The organism is Metabacillus halosaccharovorans, from assembly GCF_002019635.1.
GTDB classification, from domain to species: domain Bacteria; phylum Bacillota; class Bacilli; order Bacillales; family Bacillaceae; genus Metabacillus; species Metabacillus halosaccharovorans.
The window spans coordinates 134,408-152,960 of record NZ_KV917373.1 but is presented as its reverse complement, the minus strand read 5'-3'; the positions used below and the strand labels follow the sequence as shown (position 1 = coordinate 152,960).

General features: G+C 36.7%; 24 protein-coding genes. 8 read left to right on the top strand and 16 right to left on the bottom strand.

Going from position 1 to position 18,553, the window contains the following annotated elements:
• Positions 1 to 10 precede the first annotated feature (10 nt).
• Complete coding sequence (locus tag BK577_RS25100; protein WP_078435532.1) at positions 11 to 877, top strand: Cof-type HAD-IIB family hydrolase; 867 nt, start codon at positions 11 to 13, stop codon at positions 875 to 877.
• 49 nt (positions 878 to 926) lie between these two features.
• On the opposite strand, the gene BK577_RS25095 is transcribed toward BK577_RS25100, so the two are convergent.
• From BK577_RS25095 to wrbA, 5 genes are all read right to left on the bottom strand, one after another.
• Positions 927 to 1,796, bottom strand: a complete 870-nt coding sequence (locus BK577_RS25095; RefSeq protein WP_078435530.1) for a cation diffusion facilitator family transporter — start codon at positions 1,794 to 1,796, stop codon at positions 927 to 929.
• 243 nt (positions 1,797 to 2,039) lie between these two features.
• Positions 2,040 to 2,525 (bottom strand): PCYCGC motif-containing (lipo)protein, encoded by a 486-nt coding sequence (locus tag BK577_RS25090; RefSeq protein ID WP_078435528.1) that lies wholly within the window; start codon positions 2,523 to 2,525, stop codon positions 2,040 to 2,042.
• Between the two features lie 310 nt (positions 2,526 to 2,835).
• The gene (locus BK577_RS25085; protein ID WP_078435648.1) at positions 2,836 to 3,525 is read right to left on the bottom strand and encodes a GTP cyclohydrolase II; all 690 of its coding nucleotides are present in this window, start codon (positions 3,523 to 3,525) and stop codon (positions 2,836 to 2,838) included.
• Positions 3,526 to 3,652: 127 nt separating this feature from the next.
• A complete protein-coding gene (locus BK577_RS25080; RefSeq protein WP_078435527.1) occupies positions 3,653 to 4,504 on the bottom strand; it encodes a VOC family protein in 852 nt (283 codons plus the stop codon).
• Positions 4,505 to 4,606: 102 nt separating this feature from the next.
• Entirely contained in the window at positions 4,607 to 5,272 is a 666-nt protein-coding gene (wrbA, locus tag BK577_RS25075) for an NAD(P)H:quinone oxidoreductase (RefSeq protein ID WP_078435526.1), read from the bottom strand.
• Between the two features lie 257 nt (positions 5,273 to 5,529).
• On the opposite strand from wrbA, the gene BK577_RS25070 reads away from it, so the two are divergent.
• Both BK577_RS25070 and BK577_RS25065 read left to right on the top strand, forming a co-directional pair.
• Positions 5,530 to 5,850: a YnfA family protein gene (locus BK577_RS25070; protein ID WP_180321245.1), complete on the top strand. Its 321-nt coding sequence runs from the start codon at positions 5,530 to 5,532 to the stop codon at positions 5,848 to 5,850.
• An 86-nt stretch (positions 5,851 to 5,936) separates the two neighbouring features.
• Positions 5,937 to 7,235 carry a voltage-gated chloride channel family protein gene (locus tag BK577_RS25065; protein ID WP_078435524.1) on the top strand — a complete coding sequence of 433 codons (1,299 nt, stop codon included), beginning with the start codon at positions 5,937 to 5,939 and terminating at the stop codon, positions 7,233 to 7,235.
• Between the two features lie 74 nt (positions 7,236 to 7,309).
• On the opposite strand, the gene BK577_RS25060 is transcribed toward BK577_RS25065, so the two are convergent.
• The 10 genes from BK577_RS25060 to BK577_RS25015 all read right to left on the bottom strand — a co-directional run bounded on the left by BK577_RS25060 (position 7,310) and on the right by BK577_RS25015 (position 13,352).
• Positions 7,310 to 8,086 (bottom strand): sulfite exporter TauE/SafE family protein, encoded by a 777-nt coding sequence (locus tag BK577_RS25060; protein WP_078435522.1) that lies wholly within the window; start codon positions 8,084 to 8,086, stop codon positions 7,310 to 7,312.
• A 68-nt stretch (positions 8,087 to 8,154) separates the two neighbouring features.
• A complete protein-coding gene (locus tag BK577_RS25055) occupies positions 8,155 to 9,282 on the bottom strand; it encodes an MBL fold metallo-hydrolase (RefSeq protein ID WP_078435521.1) in 1,128 nt (375 codons plus the stop codon).
• 46 nt (positions 9,283 to 9,328) lie between these two features.
• The gene (locus tag BK577_RS25050; RefSeq protein ID WP_078435520.1) at positions 9,329 to 9,904 is read right to left on the bottom strand and encodes a sulfurtransferase TusA family protein; all 576 of its coding nucleotides are present in this window, start codon (positions 9,902 to 9,904) and stop codon (positions 9,329 to 9,331) included.
• A 51-nt stretch (positions 9,905 to 9,955) separates the two neighbouring features.
• Positions 9,956 to 10,252 (bottom strand): rhodanese-like domain-containing protein, encoded by a 297-nt coding sequence (locus tag BK577_RS25045; protein WP_078435519.1) that lies wholly within the window; start codon positions 10,250 to 10,252, stop codon positions 9,956 to 9,958.
• Positions 10,253 to 10,267: 15 nt separating this feature from the next.
• The gene (locus tag BK577_RS25040) at positions 10,268 to 10,630 is read right to left on the bottom strand and encodes a rhodanese-like domain-containing protein (RefSeq protein WP_078435517.1); all 363 of its coding nucleotides are present in this window, start codon (positions 10,628 to 10,630) and stop codon (positions 10,268 to 10,270) included.
• 44 nt (positions 10,631 to 10,674) lie between these two features.
• Positions 10,675 to 11,154, bottom strand: a complete 480-nt coding sequence (locus tag BK577_RS25035) for a DsrE/DsrF/DrsH-like family protein (protein WP_078435516.1) — start codon at positions 11,152 to 11,154, stop codon at positions 10,675 to 10,677.
• A gap of 51 nt (positions 11,155 to 11,205) precedes the next feature.
• Complete coding sequence (locus BK577_RS25030; RefSeq protein WP_078435514.1) at positions 11,206 to 11,433, bottom strand: sulfurtransferase TusA family protein; 228 nt, start codon at positions 11,431 to 11,433, stop codon at positions 11,206 to 11,208.
• An 85-nt stretch (positions 11,434 to 11,518) separates the two neighbouring features.
• A complete protein-coding gene (locus tag BK577_RS25025) occupies positions 11,519 to 11,782 on the bottom strand; it encodes a metal-sensitive transcriptional regulator (protein WP_078435513.1) in 264 nt (87 codons plus the stop codon).
• A 14-nt stretch (positions 11,783 to 11,796) separates the two neighbouring features.
• The gene (locus tag BK577_RS25020; protein ID WP_078435512.1) at positions 11,797 to 12,174 is read right to left on the bottom strand and encodes a rhodanese-like domain-containing protein; all 378 of its coding nucleotides are present in this window, start codon (positions 12,172 to 12,174) and stop codon (positions 11,797 to 11,799) included.
• A 266-nt stretch (positions 12,175 to 12,440) separates the two neighbouring features.
• A complete protein-coding gene (locus BK577_RS25015; protein ID WP_078435511.1) occupies positions 12,441 to 13,352 on the bottom strand; it encodes a ferritin family protein in 912 nt (303 codons plus the stop codon).
• Positions 13,353 to 13,545: 193 nt separating this feature from the next.
• Here BK577_RS25015 and BK577_RS25010 point away from each other — a divergent pair, with 193 nt between their 5' ends.
• From BK577_RS25010 to BK577_RS25000, 3 genes are all read left to right on the top strand, one after another.
• Positions 13,546 to 13,875, top strand: coding sequence for a four-helix bundle copper-binding protein (locus BK577_RS25010; RefSeq protein ID WP_078435510.1), 330 nt, complete (start codon positions 13,546 to 13,548; stop codon positions 13,873 to 13,875).
• Positions 13,876 to 14,011: 136 nt separating this feature from the next.
• Positions 14,012 to 15,403 (top strand): HAMP domain-containing sensor histidine kinase, encoded by a 1,392-nt coding sequence (locus BK577_RS25005; protein ID WP_078435509.1) that lies wholly within the window; start codon positions 14,012 to 14,014, stop codon positions 15,401 to 15,403.
• On the top strand, positions 15,378 to 16,064 hold the full coding sequence (locus BK577_RS25000) for a response regulator transcription factor (protein WP_078435508.1): 687 nt from the start codon (positions 15,378 to 15,380) through the stop codon (positions 16,062 to 16,064). Before BK577_RS25005 ends, BK577_RS25000 begins: the two co-directional genes overlap by 26 nt.
• Positions 16,065 to 16,121: 57 nt before the next feature.
• Here the strand turns inward: BK577_RS25000 and BK577_RS24995 are convergent, their stop codons facing one another.
• Positions 16,122 to 16,706, bottom strand: coding sequence for a YdhK family protein (locus BK577_RS24995; protein WP_078435507.1), 585 nt, complete (start codon positions 16,704 to 16,706; stop codon positions 16,122 to 16,124).
• A 262-nt stretch (positions 16,707 to 16,968) separates the two neighbouring features.
• Between BK577_RS24995 and BK577_RS24990 the strand changes: the two genes are divergently transcribed.
• Both BK577_RS24990 and BK577_RS24985 read left to right on the top strand, forming a co-directional pair.
• A complete protein-coding gene (locus tag BK577_RS24990; RefSeq protein WP_078435506.1) occupies positions 16,969 to 17,277 on the top strand; it encodes a PadR family transcriptional regulator in 309 nt (102 codons plus the stop codon).
• A 19-nt stretch (positions 17,278 to 17,296) separates the two neighbouring features.
• Entirely contained in the window at positions 17,297 to 18,481 is a 1,185-nt protein-coding gene (locus tag BK577_RS24985; protein ID WP_078435505.1) for a chromate transporter, read from the top strand.
• Positions 18,482 to 18,553: the final 72 nt, after the last annotated feature.

Here is an 18,553-nt window from a genome sequence, read left to right as displayed (position 1 = left end):
TAAAGGAGTAATGATAATGAAAAAACTTATTGCAATAGACCTCGACGGAACTTTGTTATCTTCCAACATTGATATTTCTCCTGAAAATATCAAAGCTATTCAAGCAGCTCAAGATGCTGGTCACATCGTGATGATTTGTTCCGGTCGTGCTCCGGAGGATATTAAAACTGTTATCAGCAAGACACCTCTTCAATGTCCGGTTGCAGGCAGTAACGGAACAATGGTTATTGCCGATGGTAAGCTTTTAAGCCAAATTTCCATCGGGAAGGATTTAGTTGAGAGTGTTACAGCCATTCTTAATAAAAAACAATACCCATTTAAAATTTATTCAAATAAAGGAATTTTTGTTGCCTCTACATGGTCTGAACGGATGCTTTCTTTCTTAGAGAAGAATAAAGATGTGCTGAATCATCTCACTGAAAAAGAGTACAAGCTAATGACAGAGCAGCCAAAAGAAACCGACAGTATTAAAATATTTGAAGATGTTAAGGAAGTACTTAGCATCGAAGACATTACCGTTCAAAAATTCTTTATTCCTACGATCTCTGGTAAAGATGATTTAATTGCTTCTCTACAAGATCTTGAGGGCATATCCATCACAACTTCCGGTCCATATAATATCGAAATCATGGACACGAACGGTCATAAAGGAAACGGCATTCGTGTGATGGCAGAATACTTTAATATTCCAATCGAAGACACTGTGGCGATCGGAGATAACTTTAATGATGTCCCAATGCTTGAAGCAGCCGGACTATCCGTTGCAATGGGCAATGGTGACCCTACGATTAAAAAAATGGCAGATGTTGTAACACTTACAAACAATGAACACGGTGTTGCACATGCTATTGAGAAATATGTTTTAGCGGAGAAATAATAGAAAGGAGCTAACAACAAATTTGTTGTTAGCTCCTTTTCTATTTCATTTAATTCGGCTCAACATGAACATGGACATCATAAACTCCGTAATCATTTCTCATTACTTTTTCCACTTGAGTAGCTATATCATGGGCCTCCGTGATATCGAGCCTGGAATTTACTAAGATCACAACATCAACCACTTCATTGTTGCCGTAACTTCTTCCTTTGATCTGCTTTATGCCTTTGACACCATCAACTTTTCTTATTTGTTCGTCATAAATCAGTAATTTCTTTTCATCAAATCCATCTGATAATTCGTGTGAAGCCTGCATAAAGATATCAAATGCTGTTTTACAGATTAATAATCCTACAATAATAGCTGTTACTGTATCAATCCACGGCATGTTAAGCTGGGATCCAAAGATTCCTATGGCAGTCCCTATACTTACCCATGCATCAGAAATATTATCCTTTGCAGCCGCCATAACAGCCTTACTATTAATTTTCTCGGCTAATTTTTTATTATATAAATAGACAAAATACATGACGAATGCCGAAAAAATACCTACATATGCTGCCATTACATCTGGAGATTCATCTCTTCCTTGAACCAATCCTATACATGCATCAATTAAAACCTGAAGTCCGACAGTTGCCATAATAAAGGATGCGACCATTGAGGCGATTGTTTCACTTTTCCAGTGGCCATATCGATGATTTTCATCAGGAGGTCTTTGTGAAAGCTTGAGTCCTATTAGCACTGCAATAGACGCAATGATATCTGTTGTATTATTTAAACCATCTGCTCTTAACGCAGCTGAATTACTCATATATCCAATAATCAATTTTAAGATAGAAAGACAAATATAGGCGACTATACTAATTATTGCTCCGCGTTCTCCTAATTTAAGATCACTATATTTTTGCTCTTCCACTCCACATGTCCTCCTACTCTCATTTGCCTTGACTATAATATCAAACTGAAAACGGGTGGGTCTAGAGCAATCTTTTTGTATGGATTTTACTTAATAAGCAGTGTACAACTAAGTTGAATTCGGGCAATTTATCGGCGGCTATGAAACTAATTTATCCTCAACACAAAGAAAACGCCAAAATCCCTTTATTCAAAGGGGTTTTGGCGTATCGTTAGTGTTTTGAATATTTATACATGTAACGTTTTAGATTTCCGGAGTTGGGGTAGGTTCGGCATATCCCTCTTTATACATGTTATCGATTTTAGTTCGTATTTCTTTTATCGTTTTGCCTTCCTGGTAGTCCACAATCGATTGTGCCGCGATTTCTAAACACACACCACACTTTGTTCCATGGTCGTCCCAAACAATAGCTCCGTTTTCTTTATTTTCATTAACAAAACAATCATAATTGCTTGTATGGTTTGCTGTTTCACCGCACCCACAATAACAAGGCATATTTTCCAACAACTCTTTATGTCCTGCAGCAGCTTGATAGATTGTTTGCATATCTTCTGTTTTCTCTTTTAAGAAAGTAGGCAATACCTCTATACCCGCTGTTTCCTCTCGTATATCATTCACCACTTCATGTCCCTCATGTTGATCATGAGAAGCATCATGTCCACCTGTACTGGAGCATCCTGATAACATACCACCCAGCAAGGCGAACACCAGAATGTTTCTTTTGCGCATGTTTTATCCCCCTTAATATATGGTACCTAGTTTATTTTAACACAGGAACTAAAGCGCAAGCGCCTTGATCAGCCTCGGGCAAATAAGACGCAAAGGAATAGAAGACGTACTTTGTCTTCAATTCCTTTGTGGCTAGACCCTAGAGGGGCTAGACGCTGGCAGTTTAAAAGCGCGACGTCCTGTCGCAAAAACTGCACTTGCACATCCTGTGCTTCGGAGCTGGATGTAGGGCACTTATCCACAGTTCAAAGAATTTTATAGTTTCCTAACGACAAAAAAGGACAGATTTTAAAAACTGTCCTTTACCTCTTTAATCATTTGTACAAGTAGTATCTTGACCAAAATGGCCTGATCTTGTTATCTTTGTTTGCAAGTACTTTTCGTTATACTCAGATCGATCTCCCCACAGCGGTTTTCGCTCTGAAACATATAGTCCTGATTCTTTCAATGCCTCTAGCTTTTTTGGATTATTTGTTATAAGAGTAACTGGTTTTGAACGCAATGCTTTTAGTACATTTATGGCATCCTCATAATTTCTTGAGTCATCAACAAACCCAAGGTTTTCGTTTGCTTCTACGGTATCATAACCATTCTCCTGTAGGATATAAGCCATTGCTTTACTAAACAAACCAATTCCTCTGCCTTCATGATTTGCCAGATAAAATAAAGCACCTGTACCATGATCAACAATCATTTTCATCGATTGCTTCAATTGAAATCCGCAATCACATCGCTTACTGCCAAAAATATCACCTGTATGACAAATAGAATGCATTCTAATAAGTGCTTCTTCTTCACCTTCAAAGTTCCCGTACACTAAAACACTTGATTGCTGAAGCTCTGCTAAATTGATGCTAGATAACTTTTCAATAATTTTCAAATAGTTTTCTGTGACTTCATCACAATTCAACCAGCAATACCAGTGAAAAACAGTTGTCTCTTCAAACAAGTTAACAGGAAGGCGAATTGGCCCTACTAAATAAATAGCACCCTTTTGCATTCTAATAAGTTGAATCTTATCCTGAAGCAAAGCTATTACATCTGATTTCAATTTCGTTTGTGTCAAATGCGTCTTCCTCCTTTATGTCCTATTTTATTTTGTGTTAAGAGGAGACTTTTTAATACGGTCAATTAATGGTGAGACGGATTTTATTCCCAGAAGGATCTGCTGTGATTAACACCTTATCATTTCTTGTTACATCAAAGCCTAATTGCTGTAATTTTTGAGTGACATGGTCCCTTTCATTCTCACTTGGATACACGATTGTATAATCCATTAGACCAACACTGTTCCCAGAAGGCTGTGGTGCACCGATGCCATTCCAAACATTTAATCCGATATGATGATGATATTTTCCTGTTGAAATAAATAATGCTTGATTACCATAGTTGCAAACCACTTCAAACCCGAGTCCTTCGCAGTAGAATTCCTTAGTTTTTTCAAGCTCTGACACATGTAGATGTATATGCCCCATCACTGTACCTTCAGGAAGCATACTCCATTCTTCCCCGCCACTCGCCAATAACCCCTCTACATCAATCGGGTCTGTTGACATTTCTACTTCACCATTATTCCAGTTCCACTGTGATGGAGAGCGGTCAACATATATTTCAATACCATTTCCATCAGGATCTGCTAAATAAAGTGCTTCACTAACAAGATGATCAGATCCTCCTTGTAATGGATACTTAACTTTCAGTAAATGTTTTAATACACTTCCTAAATCAGAGCGCGATGGAAGTAATAATGCGAAGTGATATAAACCTGTTGTTCGCGGTTGTTTTGGAATCACATCATCCGGTTGTTCAATTTCTAATAGTGCTGTTTTTCCGTCTGCTGTTAAAATGGCCCTTTTCTCTGATTGCTCAAGAATTTGGAATCCTATTATTTCCTGGTAAAATGCCAAAGATCGATCCAGATCTAACACTTTTAAGCTAAGCTTAGATACAAAAGTAGTTGGATATTTATGAAACGACATGATATTTCCTTCCTTTCAAAAAAGGACTACCCCGAACGTCAGGAAGTAATATCAATATATCCTGTATGCGGGATAGTCCCTTTCACTTTAATTCCCTTTTACTTAATTATGGCTTTTTTTCACCATTTCCGCTACTGAAACTGTGCGTTTCGCCTGATGCTTAACAGCAGCTTGAACATCCTCAACCATGTTGCCATCCTGATCAACGGTTACACTTGTTCCGTAAGGATTTCCACCTGCAGCAAATGTTACAGGGTCTGTATAGCCAGGAGCTGCTACAATTGCACCCCAATGATACATCGTTGTGTATAAAGATAAAATAGTTGCTTCTTGTCCACCGTGCGGATTTTGTGCAGAAGCCATCGCACTTACTGCTTTATTTACAAGCTTTCCGTTAAACCATAAACCGCCGGTTGTATCCAGGAATGCTTTCATTTGTGATGGCATGTTACCAAAACGAGTTGGAACACTAAAGATAATTGCATCTGCCCACTCAAGATCCTCCAATGTTACCTCAGGAACATTCTTTGTTTCTTCATGATGCTTTTTCCAAGCTGGATTAGATTCAATGGCTGATTGTGGCGCTGTTTCCGGTACTTTTAACACTTTAACTTCAGCACCAGCTTCTTTTGCTCCTTCTTCTGCCCACTGAGCTAATTGATAGTTCGTACCTGAAGAACTGTAATAAATAACGGCTAGTTTCACATTTGACATACTTTCCATCTCCTTTTTGGAATCATTTTTAAATAGCTTTGATAAAAAACCCATACTCACCCCACCTGTTCTCTCTTGTTGTTTACCTATAAAAGTCGGGTCATACTAAATTATACCCAGACCTTATAGTATTAAATCTTATATTTTTAATTCATTTATTATTAATTCGAGATTTATTGTATCAAGGTATTTCTCTGTTGTCAAGGAACGGGGGGACAGGTCCCTCGTCCCAAACGGGACAGTGGACCTGTCCCCCCGTTCCATTCTTGTGGTACATTAATAGAAGAAAGTCATTTGGAGTGATAGTGTTTATGACTATTTTAATATTTATACTTGCGGGCTTAGCTGAAATCGGTGGCGGGTATCTTATATGGTTATGGTTACGAGAAGGAAAGCCCTTCTATTTCGGTTTGAGTGGAGCAATAGCATTAGCCTTATACGGTGTAATTGCCACGTTTCAATCCTTCCCTTCTTTCGGAAGAGTGTACGCTGCTTATGGTGGCGTATTTATTATCCTATCTGTGCTATGGGGATGGGGAGTTGATAAACAAACACCAGATAAATACGATTGGATCGGTGCAGGTATTTGTCTTATAGGTGTCGCTGTTATGCTTCTGCCATCAAGACAATAGGGACGGAAGGACAGGTTCTCAGTCCCTTTGGGACGAGGAACCTGTCCCCCTGTTCCACCCTGTCCAAACAATGAAAGGAGACTTGTATGTCCAAGACTCAAAACATATATTTGTATTTATTTTTCTTTCTTATAAAATGGGCGGTTTTAGCAGGATTGGTCGGTTTGCTTGCAGGTTCCGCTTCTGCCTTTTTCTTGGTGAGTTTGGAGTGGGCTGCTAAAACCCGTGAGACTTATTCCTGGTTTCTTTTTCTCCTTCCGTTTGGTGGAATGCTTGTCAGCTTTTTGTATTGGAAATATGGGTTGAATTCTGCGAAAGGTAATAACCTCCTAATTGAGCAGGCACATGGCGCAAAGGAAAGCATTCCGTTTCGAATGGCTCCTTTAGTGTTATTCGGTACCATCGTCACTCACCTGTTTGGAGGTTCTGCCGGGCGTGAGGGTACGGCAGTGCAAATGGGTGGAGCTTTCTCTGAACTGATAGGAAAACTATTTAAATTAGATGAGGTTGATCGGAAAATAATCATTATATGTGGGATTAGCAGCGGATTTGGTTCTGTTTTTGGTACACCTTTAGCCGGTACTGTATTTGGCTTAGAAGTGCTGGCACTAGGTTTAATTAGACATGAAGCAATTTTCCCGGCTTTTATTGCTGCATTTGTAGGTGATATTGTCACGACCACTGTTTGGGGAGTTGGACATCATCATTATGAAATTGGCACAATCCCATCATTGTCTGCTATTTTATTGCTTAAAATTCTTTTTGCTGCTATTTTATTTGGTCTAACAAGCACACTTTTTTCTGAACTCACTCACTGGTTGAAGAAACAGTATACAAAGCTATTTCCCAATCCGATGTTAAAAAGCTTTGTTGGGGGACTTGTCATTATCGGGCTTGTGTATATTGTGGGCACGAGGAAATATCTAGGCTTAGGGATCCCACTTATTGATGATGCGTTTGAAGGAGAGGTCTCCCCTCTTACCTTTATCACAAAACTGCTTTTTACATCACTAACTTTAGGAGCTGGTTATCAAGGTGGTGAGGTTACACCATTATTTGCTATCGGCTCAACACTTGGTAGTTCATTAGGTGACATCTTGCAAGTATCCATTCCGTTCCTGGCCGCTTTAGGTTTTATCGGAGTTTTCTGCGGAGCAACAAATACACCAATCGCATGCTTTATCATGGGAATTGAACTTTTCGGATCAGAAGCCAGCTTGTATTTATTTCTAGTTTGTATTATTAGCTATTTATTCTCTGGCCACACAGGTATCTATACCTCCCAGCAAATTGGTGTGTCAAAAAGTAAACTGATACCGATTAATAATAATGATACACTTCAAACGTTCAAATTAATTAAAAAAGGGAAAAGAAATAAGACATAAAAAAACTCCACTGTTCCTCATAAACTGAGGGTGTGGAGTTTTTTAATTTCTAGATTTTATTTATTCTATCACTTCTAAATGATCTCCAACCATATTTTAATAGCCGTCGCAAAAATTAATAAGGCCAAAATAACTTGTAACACTTTTGTATTTACCTTCTTACCCGCCATCGCTCCTAGCGGTGATGCAATTAAACTCGCAATAACCATTATAGCTGCCGGACCGTAATCAACTTGCCCGGTCGTTATCTTCCCTACAGTTGCACCAATGGAAGAAATAAACGTAATAGCGAGAGATGAAGCGATCGTCATACGAGTCGGAATTTTAAGTACAACTAGCATAATTGGGACTAGTAAAAACGCTCCTGCAGCACCAACGATTCCTGCCCCTACACCAACGATTAAAGCTAATATAGCTGCAAGCCATTTATTAAATTTCACTTGATCGAGTGGAATGTCGTCGATTCCTTTTTTAGGAATAAACATCATCACAGCAGCAATTAAAGCTAAAATTCCATAGATTAAATTAATGCCTCCTTCAGACATTAACTTTGAACCATATCCTCCAATAAAGCTTCCTATGAGTATGCTGACTCCCATGTAGCCTATTAAGGTTTTATTTAAATAACCACCTTTTCGATATGCCCAAACACCACCGATAGTCGCAAAAAATACTTGTACCGCGCTAATTCCCGAAACTTCGTGAGCACTAAAGGCTGCTAAGCCAAATAGTGGCGGGATATATAATAGCATAGGATATTTGATAATAGAACCGCCAATACCTAACATTCCTGAAATATATGAACCTATAAAGCCTATTAGAAAAATTGTCATAATAAACCCTAATTCCATGTTTCCTACCTCCGATTTAGAAAAGGGAATCTAAACTCGGTTCCCTTTATATTTCAGCTTTTTATAAATTAACGCACCGCACAACGGTTTGGTCCAATTTCCATTTCACGCTGCTCTTCTTCATTCGGAGTGATTTTCCCCATATTTGTTTGACGAATTTCTTGATATGCATTCGGTTGTGGTGGTAAATTTTCTGTTACAAGCTTTCTAAATTCATTTTCGTCTTCGATATTTAAGCCATGATTTTCTGCAAATAACGTTCCCAACTTTTTAGCTACACTTCCATCTTCATTTAACTCTTCAATGATCATAAAGTGAGCAGGTAAAACAATTAGTTCCTCTGATAATTCTCTATAGCGTGTATATAAACTCTCTCTTAAATCTGCAACCCAATCTTCAGCCATCCCTGCTAAATCCGGTCTTCCAATTGAATCGATAAAGAGAATATCTCCTGATAAAAGGTAAGATGAATCAACAACAAATGATGTTGAACCAATTGTGTGACCTGGAGAATATAAAGCATGAATATCAATGGCTGTATTTCCGATTGTCACTGTATTGCCGCCTTCTAGTGGGCTATATTCGAATGTTACCTCTGTTGCATCTTTTGGCGGCAGCCAGTATGTTGCACCAGTAGTTTCAGCAATGATGCGACCTCCTGAAATATGATCAGCGTGAAGATGAGTATCAAATACATGAGTAATGGTTGCACCAATCTCTTTTGCAAAATCCAGATAGGTAGCAGTCATACGAGTTGAATCAATAATTGCCGCTTCTCCATTTGAAACAACCATGTATGATAAACAGCCTTTTCCGATACGAACAAACTGATAAATTTCCCCACCATCTCTTAGATCACCGATTTTCACAGGCTCTAAGTGTTCACTCCAAGCCTTCATACCACCTTGTAAATAGGAAACATCCACACCTTGTTCTGAAAGCATTTCTGCTACCATGATAGAAGAGCCTTCTTTCGCACACACAACTAGAACTTCTCTATCAGTAGGAATACTACCTGAAATTTCTTCAACACCATCAAGTAATTCAAAATATGGGATGTTTAAATAACCAAAGTTTTCTCCTTCTATCTTCCAATCCTGAAAATCAGCTTCATTACGAACATCAAGAATAAATAATGTTTCTTTATCAAAGACCTTTCTTGTTACTTCTTTTGAAGTCATTGCTTTTACAGACATTCTAAATTACCCCCTAAGGTATATTTTATTTTAAAAAAATTTTTACTTATTTATTCAATGTAGACGTTAGACCTGACCAAGCACTCATACCTGGTACAACATTATTTACTTTTGTAAAACCTTTTTCAGCCAGTTTCTGTGATGCGAGATCACTACGGCTACCAGTTCGACATACGACATAAATGTCATGTTCTTTATCCAATTCACTAATATGTTTATCCAATTCCCCTAAAGGAATCGAAATTGCGTTTGGAATATGATTAAATGCATATTCTGCAGATTCTCTTACATCTATTACAACAATGTTTTCTCCTGCATCTAGTTTTTTCTCAAGTTCTTCGTTAGTTGTTACATGTGGATGTTTTGTTTCAACCATTTCTTCATCTGAAGATTTACGCAGATAGTGCTTTAGAACGTCCCCTTCTTCAAGCGTACCAAGATATTGATGTCCAGAGCTTTTCGCCCATGCTTGGAGATCCGCCTTTGACCCTTTATCTGTTGCTTGAACTTCTAAGACCTGTCCTGCTTCGATTTCATTCATCGCTTTCTTTGTTCTAACAATCGGCATTGGACATGCTAACCCTTTTGCATCTACTAATAAATCTGTTTTAATTGAGTTCATCTATTAAGTTCCTCCTAATTACCCAATGGGGTATATTCGTATTTAAAAAAATTACTTTGTTTCGCCTTCCCAGTCAAGCATTCCACCAGTCATATTGATCACATTAAACCCATAACTATCAAGAAATTGACAAGCACGACCACTTCTTCCGCCAGAGCGGCATACCATTATATACTCTTTCGATTTATCTAACTCATTGATACGAAACTCCAATAATCCTAATGGAATATGAATGGCACCAGGTATTTTCCCAGCTTCCACCTCTTCTACTTCTCTCACATCAATGATGTTTACATTTTGACCTTGAGTTAGCATGTTTTCGACTTCTTTTGCAGTAAATTGTTTCATTTGAAAATCCTCCTTTTATCTCCAGGCGCTCATACCGCCCTTTACATTTGTAACATGTGTAAAACCTAACTTTTTAAGTATCTTACTAGCCTTTTGGCTTCTCATCCCACTTTGACAAATGACAATTACTTCTTTGTCTTTTGATAATTCTTTTTTAGCTTTTTGACTCAGTTCATGAAGCGGAATATTTTTAAATTCTTTAATGCGATGACCATTATATTCACCAGGTGTTCTCACATCCACAAACTGCTTATTTTTATCTTTCAATTCATTTTTCAATTCTGATGTCAAGATCTGTCTAACTCCTTTAGTAGGAATGATCCTGTTCAGGATAAAAAATATGAAAAAAGCAATGACGATATAGTTCAAGTATTCCATTGGTTTCCTCCCTGCATACTTAGGGGAGTATTCCCCTATTCGTGTTAGATAAATAAGTTCACATTTCCTTCTTCTGCATCCGCGAGGTATGCTGCAACACCTGCATAGTCAATGTTGTCTAATAGTTCTTCTTGTTGAAGACCAAGTAAGTCCATCGTCATCGTACATGCTACTAATTTGACTTCTTGTTCTTGTGCCATTTCTATTAAATTTGAAAGAGGCATGGCATTGTGCTTCTTCATTACGTCTTTGATCATTTTAGGACCAAATCCGGCAAAGTTCATTTTAGACAATCCCATTTTTTCTGCCCCTCTAGGCATCATTTTGCCAAACATCTTTTCCATAAAACCTTTCTTCACTTGAATATTTTCATCTTTACGTAAAGCATTTAATCCCCAAAATGTGTGAAAGATAGTTACTTCATGATCATAAGCAGCTGCACCGTTCGCAATAATATAAGCTGCCATCGCTTTGTCATAATCCCCACTGAATAATACAATCGTTGTTTTTTTCTTTTCTGTCAAAGTAATTCCTCCTCTTACCCCTAAGGGTATATAATTCGTCAAAAAATTTTTTTATCCCTTTTTAATCCAAAACTTTAACACTTGATCTTCTTCCTCATGCTTTAAAAACTCATGACCACCAGATTTAGCCCAAGCTGTTAAATCATTTTTTGCACCTTTATCTGTTACATGAATTTCTAAGATTTGACCTGATTCTAGTTCATTCATAGCCTTTTTCGTTTTCACGATAGGCATTGGACATGCTAAACCTTTTGCATCTAATACTTTATTTATATTCATTTATAAATCCTCCTAGTTTTTAATTTATACTATTACCCCTATGGGTATATAATAATGTAAATAAAAGTTGATGTCAACCCATTCATTATCGACTTTTAACAAGTAAATTTACAGCTTCATTCACTAATTCTTCTGTGTTGTGTTCTCCAGTTTCTTCTGCATGTCGAACACATTCTACTAAATTCGAACTAACAACAACACCAATTGTTCGATCAATTGCCGTTCTTGCTGCAGATAACTGTGTGATAACTTCTTTACAATCTTTTCCTTCTTCCATCAATCTTAAAATACCTCTAAGTTGTCCCTCAATACGCTTTACTCTATTTTTCATTTGATCAGTATACTCCATCTACAAGACCTCCTTTAACAAAAGATTCCTAATCTTAAATGTTTTTCCTTTCCTATTTCTTTGCGGGATGTCATCTTGTATCCCACTACCTTAAATCCCTTCTTCCGAAGAATTCGAACTCCAATATTTCTTTCCATACAATAAGAGGCTACAACAATTAATTCAAGATTGGGAATTTCATTGTAGTATCTTTTAAGGTAAGCTATTGGAATATTCATTCCTATATTCAAAGGATCTTTATATGATTCGTTATAATCCCTTAAATCTATTACATAAAAATTGTTTGACTCTATTTTTTTCTTTTCAATATCAACTAATCCAAAAACGGGAAAACTTCTTAAAAATAAGAAATAGCTGATAATTGTTAGCGCAAATAAACTGACGATCACCATGCTTAAAAGCTCCTCCTTTGTTTATAGCAAGGAACAACTTACAAGATTCATAATATACCACTAGGGGTATATTGTCAACACCTCATATTTATTTTTTCCATCTTGCTTTTGAAGTGGTTAAATACAACATGATTTCAACCTGCAGGTTCAAAAAGAAGAGTACAACTTGTACCCTTCTCCTTCATATATAAAATGATACTTTAACTTTGAATACTTTTATTAATAGGAATACACTCCACATTATCCTTCCCTGAGATATGAAACCCCTAATTTCTTGCTTGCCCTCTTTTAAATGCTTCTAGATGATTTAAAGAAGCATTGCGTAGCTGTGTAAAGACTGCTTTCACATCATTAGGAATATCTTGTGATATGAATTTCTCATACATAGCAATATTTTCAATTTCACCTTGAACACCAGCAGAATAGGCTGACTTTATGTTTGGAGGTGTTGTTACGTACGAGCTTGAATTATCTTTTGGAATAGACACTTTATAACGTTCAAAAAGTGGTAATAGTGCACTTATATGCCTCAATTCCGCTTCTTTTATTCGGGCAAATGTGCGGATATTTCCGAATGTTTCTAATATATTTTTATACCGTGCCTGTGCTAAATATTCATCTTGAAGAGCATAGGTTAGCATACTGGGTAAGGTCAGTGTTGATGCACTCAAAGCCCCTTTTGCACCGTAATTTTCACCTTGTCGATCTAATTTCTTATTTATTTTTTGTAAAAAAAATAAAAACCAAACAGCATGATTTTGCTCATCAGCTGCAGCTCGTCTGAACCTTTCTTTAATAAAAGGATCTTGAGCTTGATCAGCAATATCTAAATAAAAATCAACAGCTTCCTGCTCATCTTTAAATGCAAATTCAATTCCTTCTGTAAACTTTCCTGGACATTCTTCACTGATTTTATAGGTTGGCTGTTTACCTGTGACATTTGTGTAAATTCTACTGAACTCTTCAAGATGTCGTCTCTCATCTTTTTGTATCTCTAAAATCTGCTTTCTTACCTCCTGGTTAGGTGCCAATTCAGCTAATTTTTCATAACAAGAAATGGCACTGTATTCTGCATTGATTGCTTTCTGAATATCCTTTAAGAGCTTTGTATCATTTGTATTCCGATGATACCCATTATGAAATGGAGCAAATTGATAGGTGGAATTATATGTGTACATGATTGTCCTCCTCAAACATAAAATGTCAACTTATCATATGCTTCATGGAAAAGCTGTTGTGCAAGGACCATTCGTTTTTCTGATTTTTGATTGCCTAAATTGTGCAGATTCTAAGGAGTTGATAGAAATACGTTTCTTTAAAAATTTGGACGGGTACTATACATAATGTGAAAAAATAAGGAGGTATTGTCATATGTTAAATCAACAATATAAAGACTGTATTCAGGCATGCTTAGAGTGTATGGAGGCTTGTAATACCTGTTATCATGCCTGCCTTAAAGAAGATGATGTAGCTATGATGTCAAACTGTATTCGTCTGGACAGGGAATGTGCTGATATTTGCGGTTTTGCAGCAAAAGCAATGCAATCGAATAGTCCTTTTGCTGAACAAATTTGTAAGCTATGTGCCGATATTTGTGAGGCATGTGGTCAAGAGTGTCAGAAACATGAGCATGATCATTGCAAAAACTGTGCCGATTCTTGCTTTAAATGTGCAGAAGCATGTCGCCAAATGGTTTCATAAGCAGTACTAGAAATTGAACAATCAAAGGTTTATAGTCAAAGAGCAAAGCTAAATTAGCTTTGCTCTTTTATTTCTGCATATTTTCTCAACAATTTACCTTTACAATATTCATATAAAAACTAAGAAGGTGTATCCTATGAAAATTTCTATTAAACTCGGTCTATGGTTTTTTATCTGCATTTTTATCATTGAAGCATCTTCTATGTTCTTCTTACATCGTAATGTTGTCCATTCTCTTGTTAATGAAGAGTTAAACGCCTTAAAATTACGGGGAAACAGCCATCGTGATGTTATTGAAATTTCTTATGATGAGGCAACATTACATCACATTAAAATAATGGAGTCACAAACAGATACTGAGGTAGTTATAACAAATGACGTTGGAAAAGTCATTACTTCATCTAAAACAGTAGACAAAGAAATGGACAAAATCCTAAATACAAAACATGAAGAATCTAAAAATGGCCTTATCATTCAATCTGACTGGCAAGATGAACGATATATTTCGACGGTTTCTTCATTCCAGGCTCCTAATGGAGAGATCGGCTTTGTCTATATGTTCAAAAGTACCGACCAGATACAACATGTTATTTCAAGATTAAATGAACATTTTATCCTGGCTTCAGTTCTCATTATCTTTCTCATGCTGTTTACCATATTCTTCTTATCAAAAGCTCTAACTAAACCTTTAATTTTAATGAAGGAAGCAACAAGAAAAATAAGCAAAGGGGATTTTTCAGTTTCCCTGCCTAAAACTTCAAATGATGAAATTGGAGAGTTATCAACTTCTATTCAGATATTAGCTAACGACTTAAACTATTTAAAAAAAGAAAGAAATGAATTTTTAGGAAGTATTTCTCATGAACTGCGTACCCCTCTTACCTATATTAAGGGTTATGCAGATATCGCAAAAAGAAACAACATATCAGAAAAAGATCGACTTTATTACATACATATTATTTATGAAGAATCAAACCATGTGAGTAATCTTCTAACAGAACTATTTGATTTAGCCAAAATGGATCAAAATACTTTTTCTATTTCAAAAGGGAAAGTTAGCATTTGCTTATTCATGCAATCTATTTTTCAAAAAATGAAACCGGCTTTTGAAAGCAAAGGAGTAAAACTTGAGTTTATTTGTCAAAGTGAAACTTTTGCACATATTGATCCTATTCGATTAGAACAAGTCTTCTTAAATTTGTTGGATAACGCACTAAAATACTCTGATACCAATACATTGACTGCAATTGAAATTACAAAGAAAGAGAATATCATAGATATTAATGTCAGAGACCAAGGTCAAGGAATACCTGCTGAAGATTTGCCATATATCTTTGACCGCCTATATCGAGTAGATAAATCACGCTCAAGGTTAACAGGAGGTTATGGGTTAGGATTATCAATAGTGAAAGAAATAATTGATGCCCATGGAGGAACTATTTCGGTAGAAAGTCAATTAACTAAGGGAACATGCTTTAAAATTACTTTAAAGGGGCTGGATGATGAAAACCGTTTTGCTGATAGATGATGAGCAAAGAATGCTCGATTTATTATCTTTATATATAGAGCCTTATGGATATACCTGTATTAAAAAGAGATCTGGTAATGAAGGCTTAGAAATTCTGTATCATAAAAGCGTTGACCTTGTAATCCTGGATATTATGATGCCAGAGTTGGATGGATGGGAAACCTGTGAAAAAATAAGGAAAATATCTGATGTACCAATAATCATGTTAACAGCAAGAAGTGAAAAGGAAGATGTTGTAAAAGGCTTAAAAAAAGGTGCTGATGATTACCTGGTCAAACCATTTCATGAAGAAGAGTTAATCGCTCGTTTAGAAGCCATTATGAGAAGAACAAGCAGAACTTCTCACTCTGAAAACATAATTTATTTTGAAGGATTATTAATAAATCAGTCCACATATCAGGTCACATATCAAGAGAAAGAGCTTGTACTGACACCTAAGGAATATGGCTTACTCGGGTTGTTCTTAGAAAACCAAGACAAAGTATTTTCAAGAGAACATTTACTTTCAACTTTATGGGGCCTAAAGGCTGAGACAGAAGATCGAACCATTGACTCACATATACGTAATATGAGAGAAAAGCTGCGTAAAGCAAACTTCCCTGTAGAACAATATTTAAAAACAGTTTGGGGAATAGGCTATAAATGGGTTTCCGACAAATAAAATAAACGATATAGAAAAGAGAACTCGGTTTATCCCAAGTTCTCTTTTCCTTCATATTTACTCTCCTATTGGTGATAATTCACTTTCAGTTACCCATTTATGGTTTTTCACTTCTTCTCCACCCGTTGTAGGTGTGTAATCAACCATATACACAGTCGTCTCTTCAACAGAGTCAATTACAGCTTCTGCACCATTCATACCTTCCATATGATCAGCATTTAAAACAACTTCTTCACCTGTCTTAAATGGTGTATCCCCTGCACCTTCGATTTCCTCATGAATGACCCACTTATGATTTTCAACTATATCTCCGCCGGTTGTTGGTGTATAAGAAACAGCATAAACTTTTGTATCATAAGCTCCAGCAATTGTTGCTTCTGCTCCCTTCATACCTTGCATATGATCTGTTTCAAGGATAGCTTGGCTCCCCACTTTATATGTAGGATTTTCTGCTTCCTTTAAACCTTCCGGAACCTCACCAGAACTTGAATGGTTCATCTCAGAATGATCCATTTCCGAATGTTTTCCTGTATTTGTATTCTTATCCTCATTATTTTCTGATGTTTCCTCAGTATTACTAGTACATGCAGCTAATAAAATGGCTAACAAACTTGTCAAAATAATTAAGTTGATTTTTTTCATTTTACTACTCCTTTTTGGTATCTTAGTTGTTAAAGTATTACCCTATATTTTCTTATTTATAGGTCTCTTTATTTCTAAAATAACAAATGACTTTGCAGAAAGTATGCAAAAATCATATCAACTTTATTAATTTCTTTAGAAATGTAAAGGTTTTGTAAATATTGTAGTTATGAGTGGAAAAATTAAATGAAGATGTTACAATACATAATATCGAATCTCAATATTGAAGTACGATATCGATATAAGTTAATGAGGTGATTTATTGGAAGACAAAGTCCTGCGGAAATTGTTTCTCGGGTTTATTCACATTCACATCCTTCACCATGCAAAAGAACACCCAATTTTTGGTGTCTGGATGCTCGAAGAACTCAGAGAACACGGGTATAATATCAGTCCCGGCACCCTTTATCCTATCCTTCACACCATGGAGTCAGATGGTCTCTTAATAAGAGAAGACCGAAATGTAGAAGGAAAAATACGAAAATATTATACAACTACAGAAAAAGGAAACATGGTTCTTAAAGAAGCTCGGGCAAAAGCATATGAGTTATTTAAAGAAATTAAAGACTAGGAAAGGAAGGTAAATAATAATGGAACAAAAAAGTACACTAAAGACATTACTTGAAATTTTGATTGTTTCAACAAGGCTCGGTTTTACATCCTTTGGTGGACCAATTGCACACTTAGGCTATTTCCATGAAGAATATATTCGCCGAAGGAAATGGATGGATGAAAAAAGCTATGCGGATCTAGTAGCACTTTGCCAGTTTCTACCCGGGCCGGCCAGTAGCCAGGTAGGAATTGGAATTGGTGTCATGCGTGCGGGAGTATTGGGAGGAATCACTTCCTTTATAGGTTTTACCCTTCCCTCGGTTTTAGCACTTATTATCTTTGCTTTAATTCTACAGGGATTTGATGTCGCAGATGCCGGATGGATTCACGGCTTGAAAATAGTCGCCGTTGCCGTGGTTGCACATGCGATCCTAGGGATGGCACAAAAGTTAACTCCAGATTTAAAGAGAAAAACAATTGCTTTATTTGCCTTAGTAGGAACACTTTTATGGCAAACAGCCTTTACACAAGTCGGTGTGATTATCATCGCCGCATTCGTTGGGTTTCTCTTATATAAAGATCACACAGAATCTGAAGAATCAAGAGTTGAGTTCCCTATTTCAAAAGGATTTGCCATTGTTTGCTTATCATTATTTTTCGGGTTACTCATTTTACTACCAATCTTAAGAGAAATGACTTCGATAAGTTGGATTGCTATGTTTGATAGCTTTTACCGCTCAGGATCATTAGTATTTGGCGGAGGGCATGTTGTCTTGCCTTTATTGGAACGTGAATTTGTTCCAACCGGGTGGCTGTCAGAAGAGGCCTTTTTAGCCGGATATGGTGCAGCACAAGCAGTCCCGGGTCCACTTTTCACATTTGCAGCCTATTTAGGTGCCGTAATAAATGGTTGGCAAGGTGGATTAATAGCCACAGTTGCTATTTTCTTACCCGCATTTCTATTAATTTTAGGAACATTGCCATTTTGGGATACATTGCGCCGTAATCCTAAGATTAAGGGAGCGTTACTTGGAGTAAATGCAGCGGTTGTTGGAATCTTAATCTCTGCGTTTTATCATCCTATTTGGACCAGCAGCATTCTGGCACCAATTGACTTTGCCTTTGCTGCCGTATTATTCAGTATGTTAGTTTATTGGAAGCTTCCACCATGGATCATTGTGTTGACCGGAGCTGTTGGCGGATTACTTATTGGATTGATTTAATGACAAAAGAAGTTACCTAATCTGGTAGCTTCTTTTGTTACTTCACACTTTTGATCTAAAATAAAGGTTTCT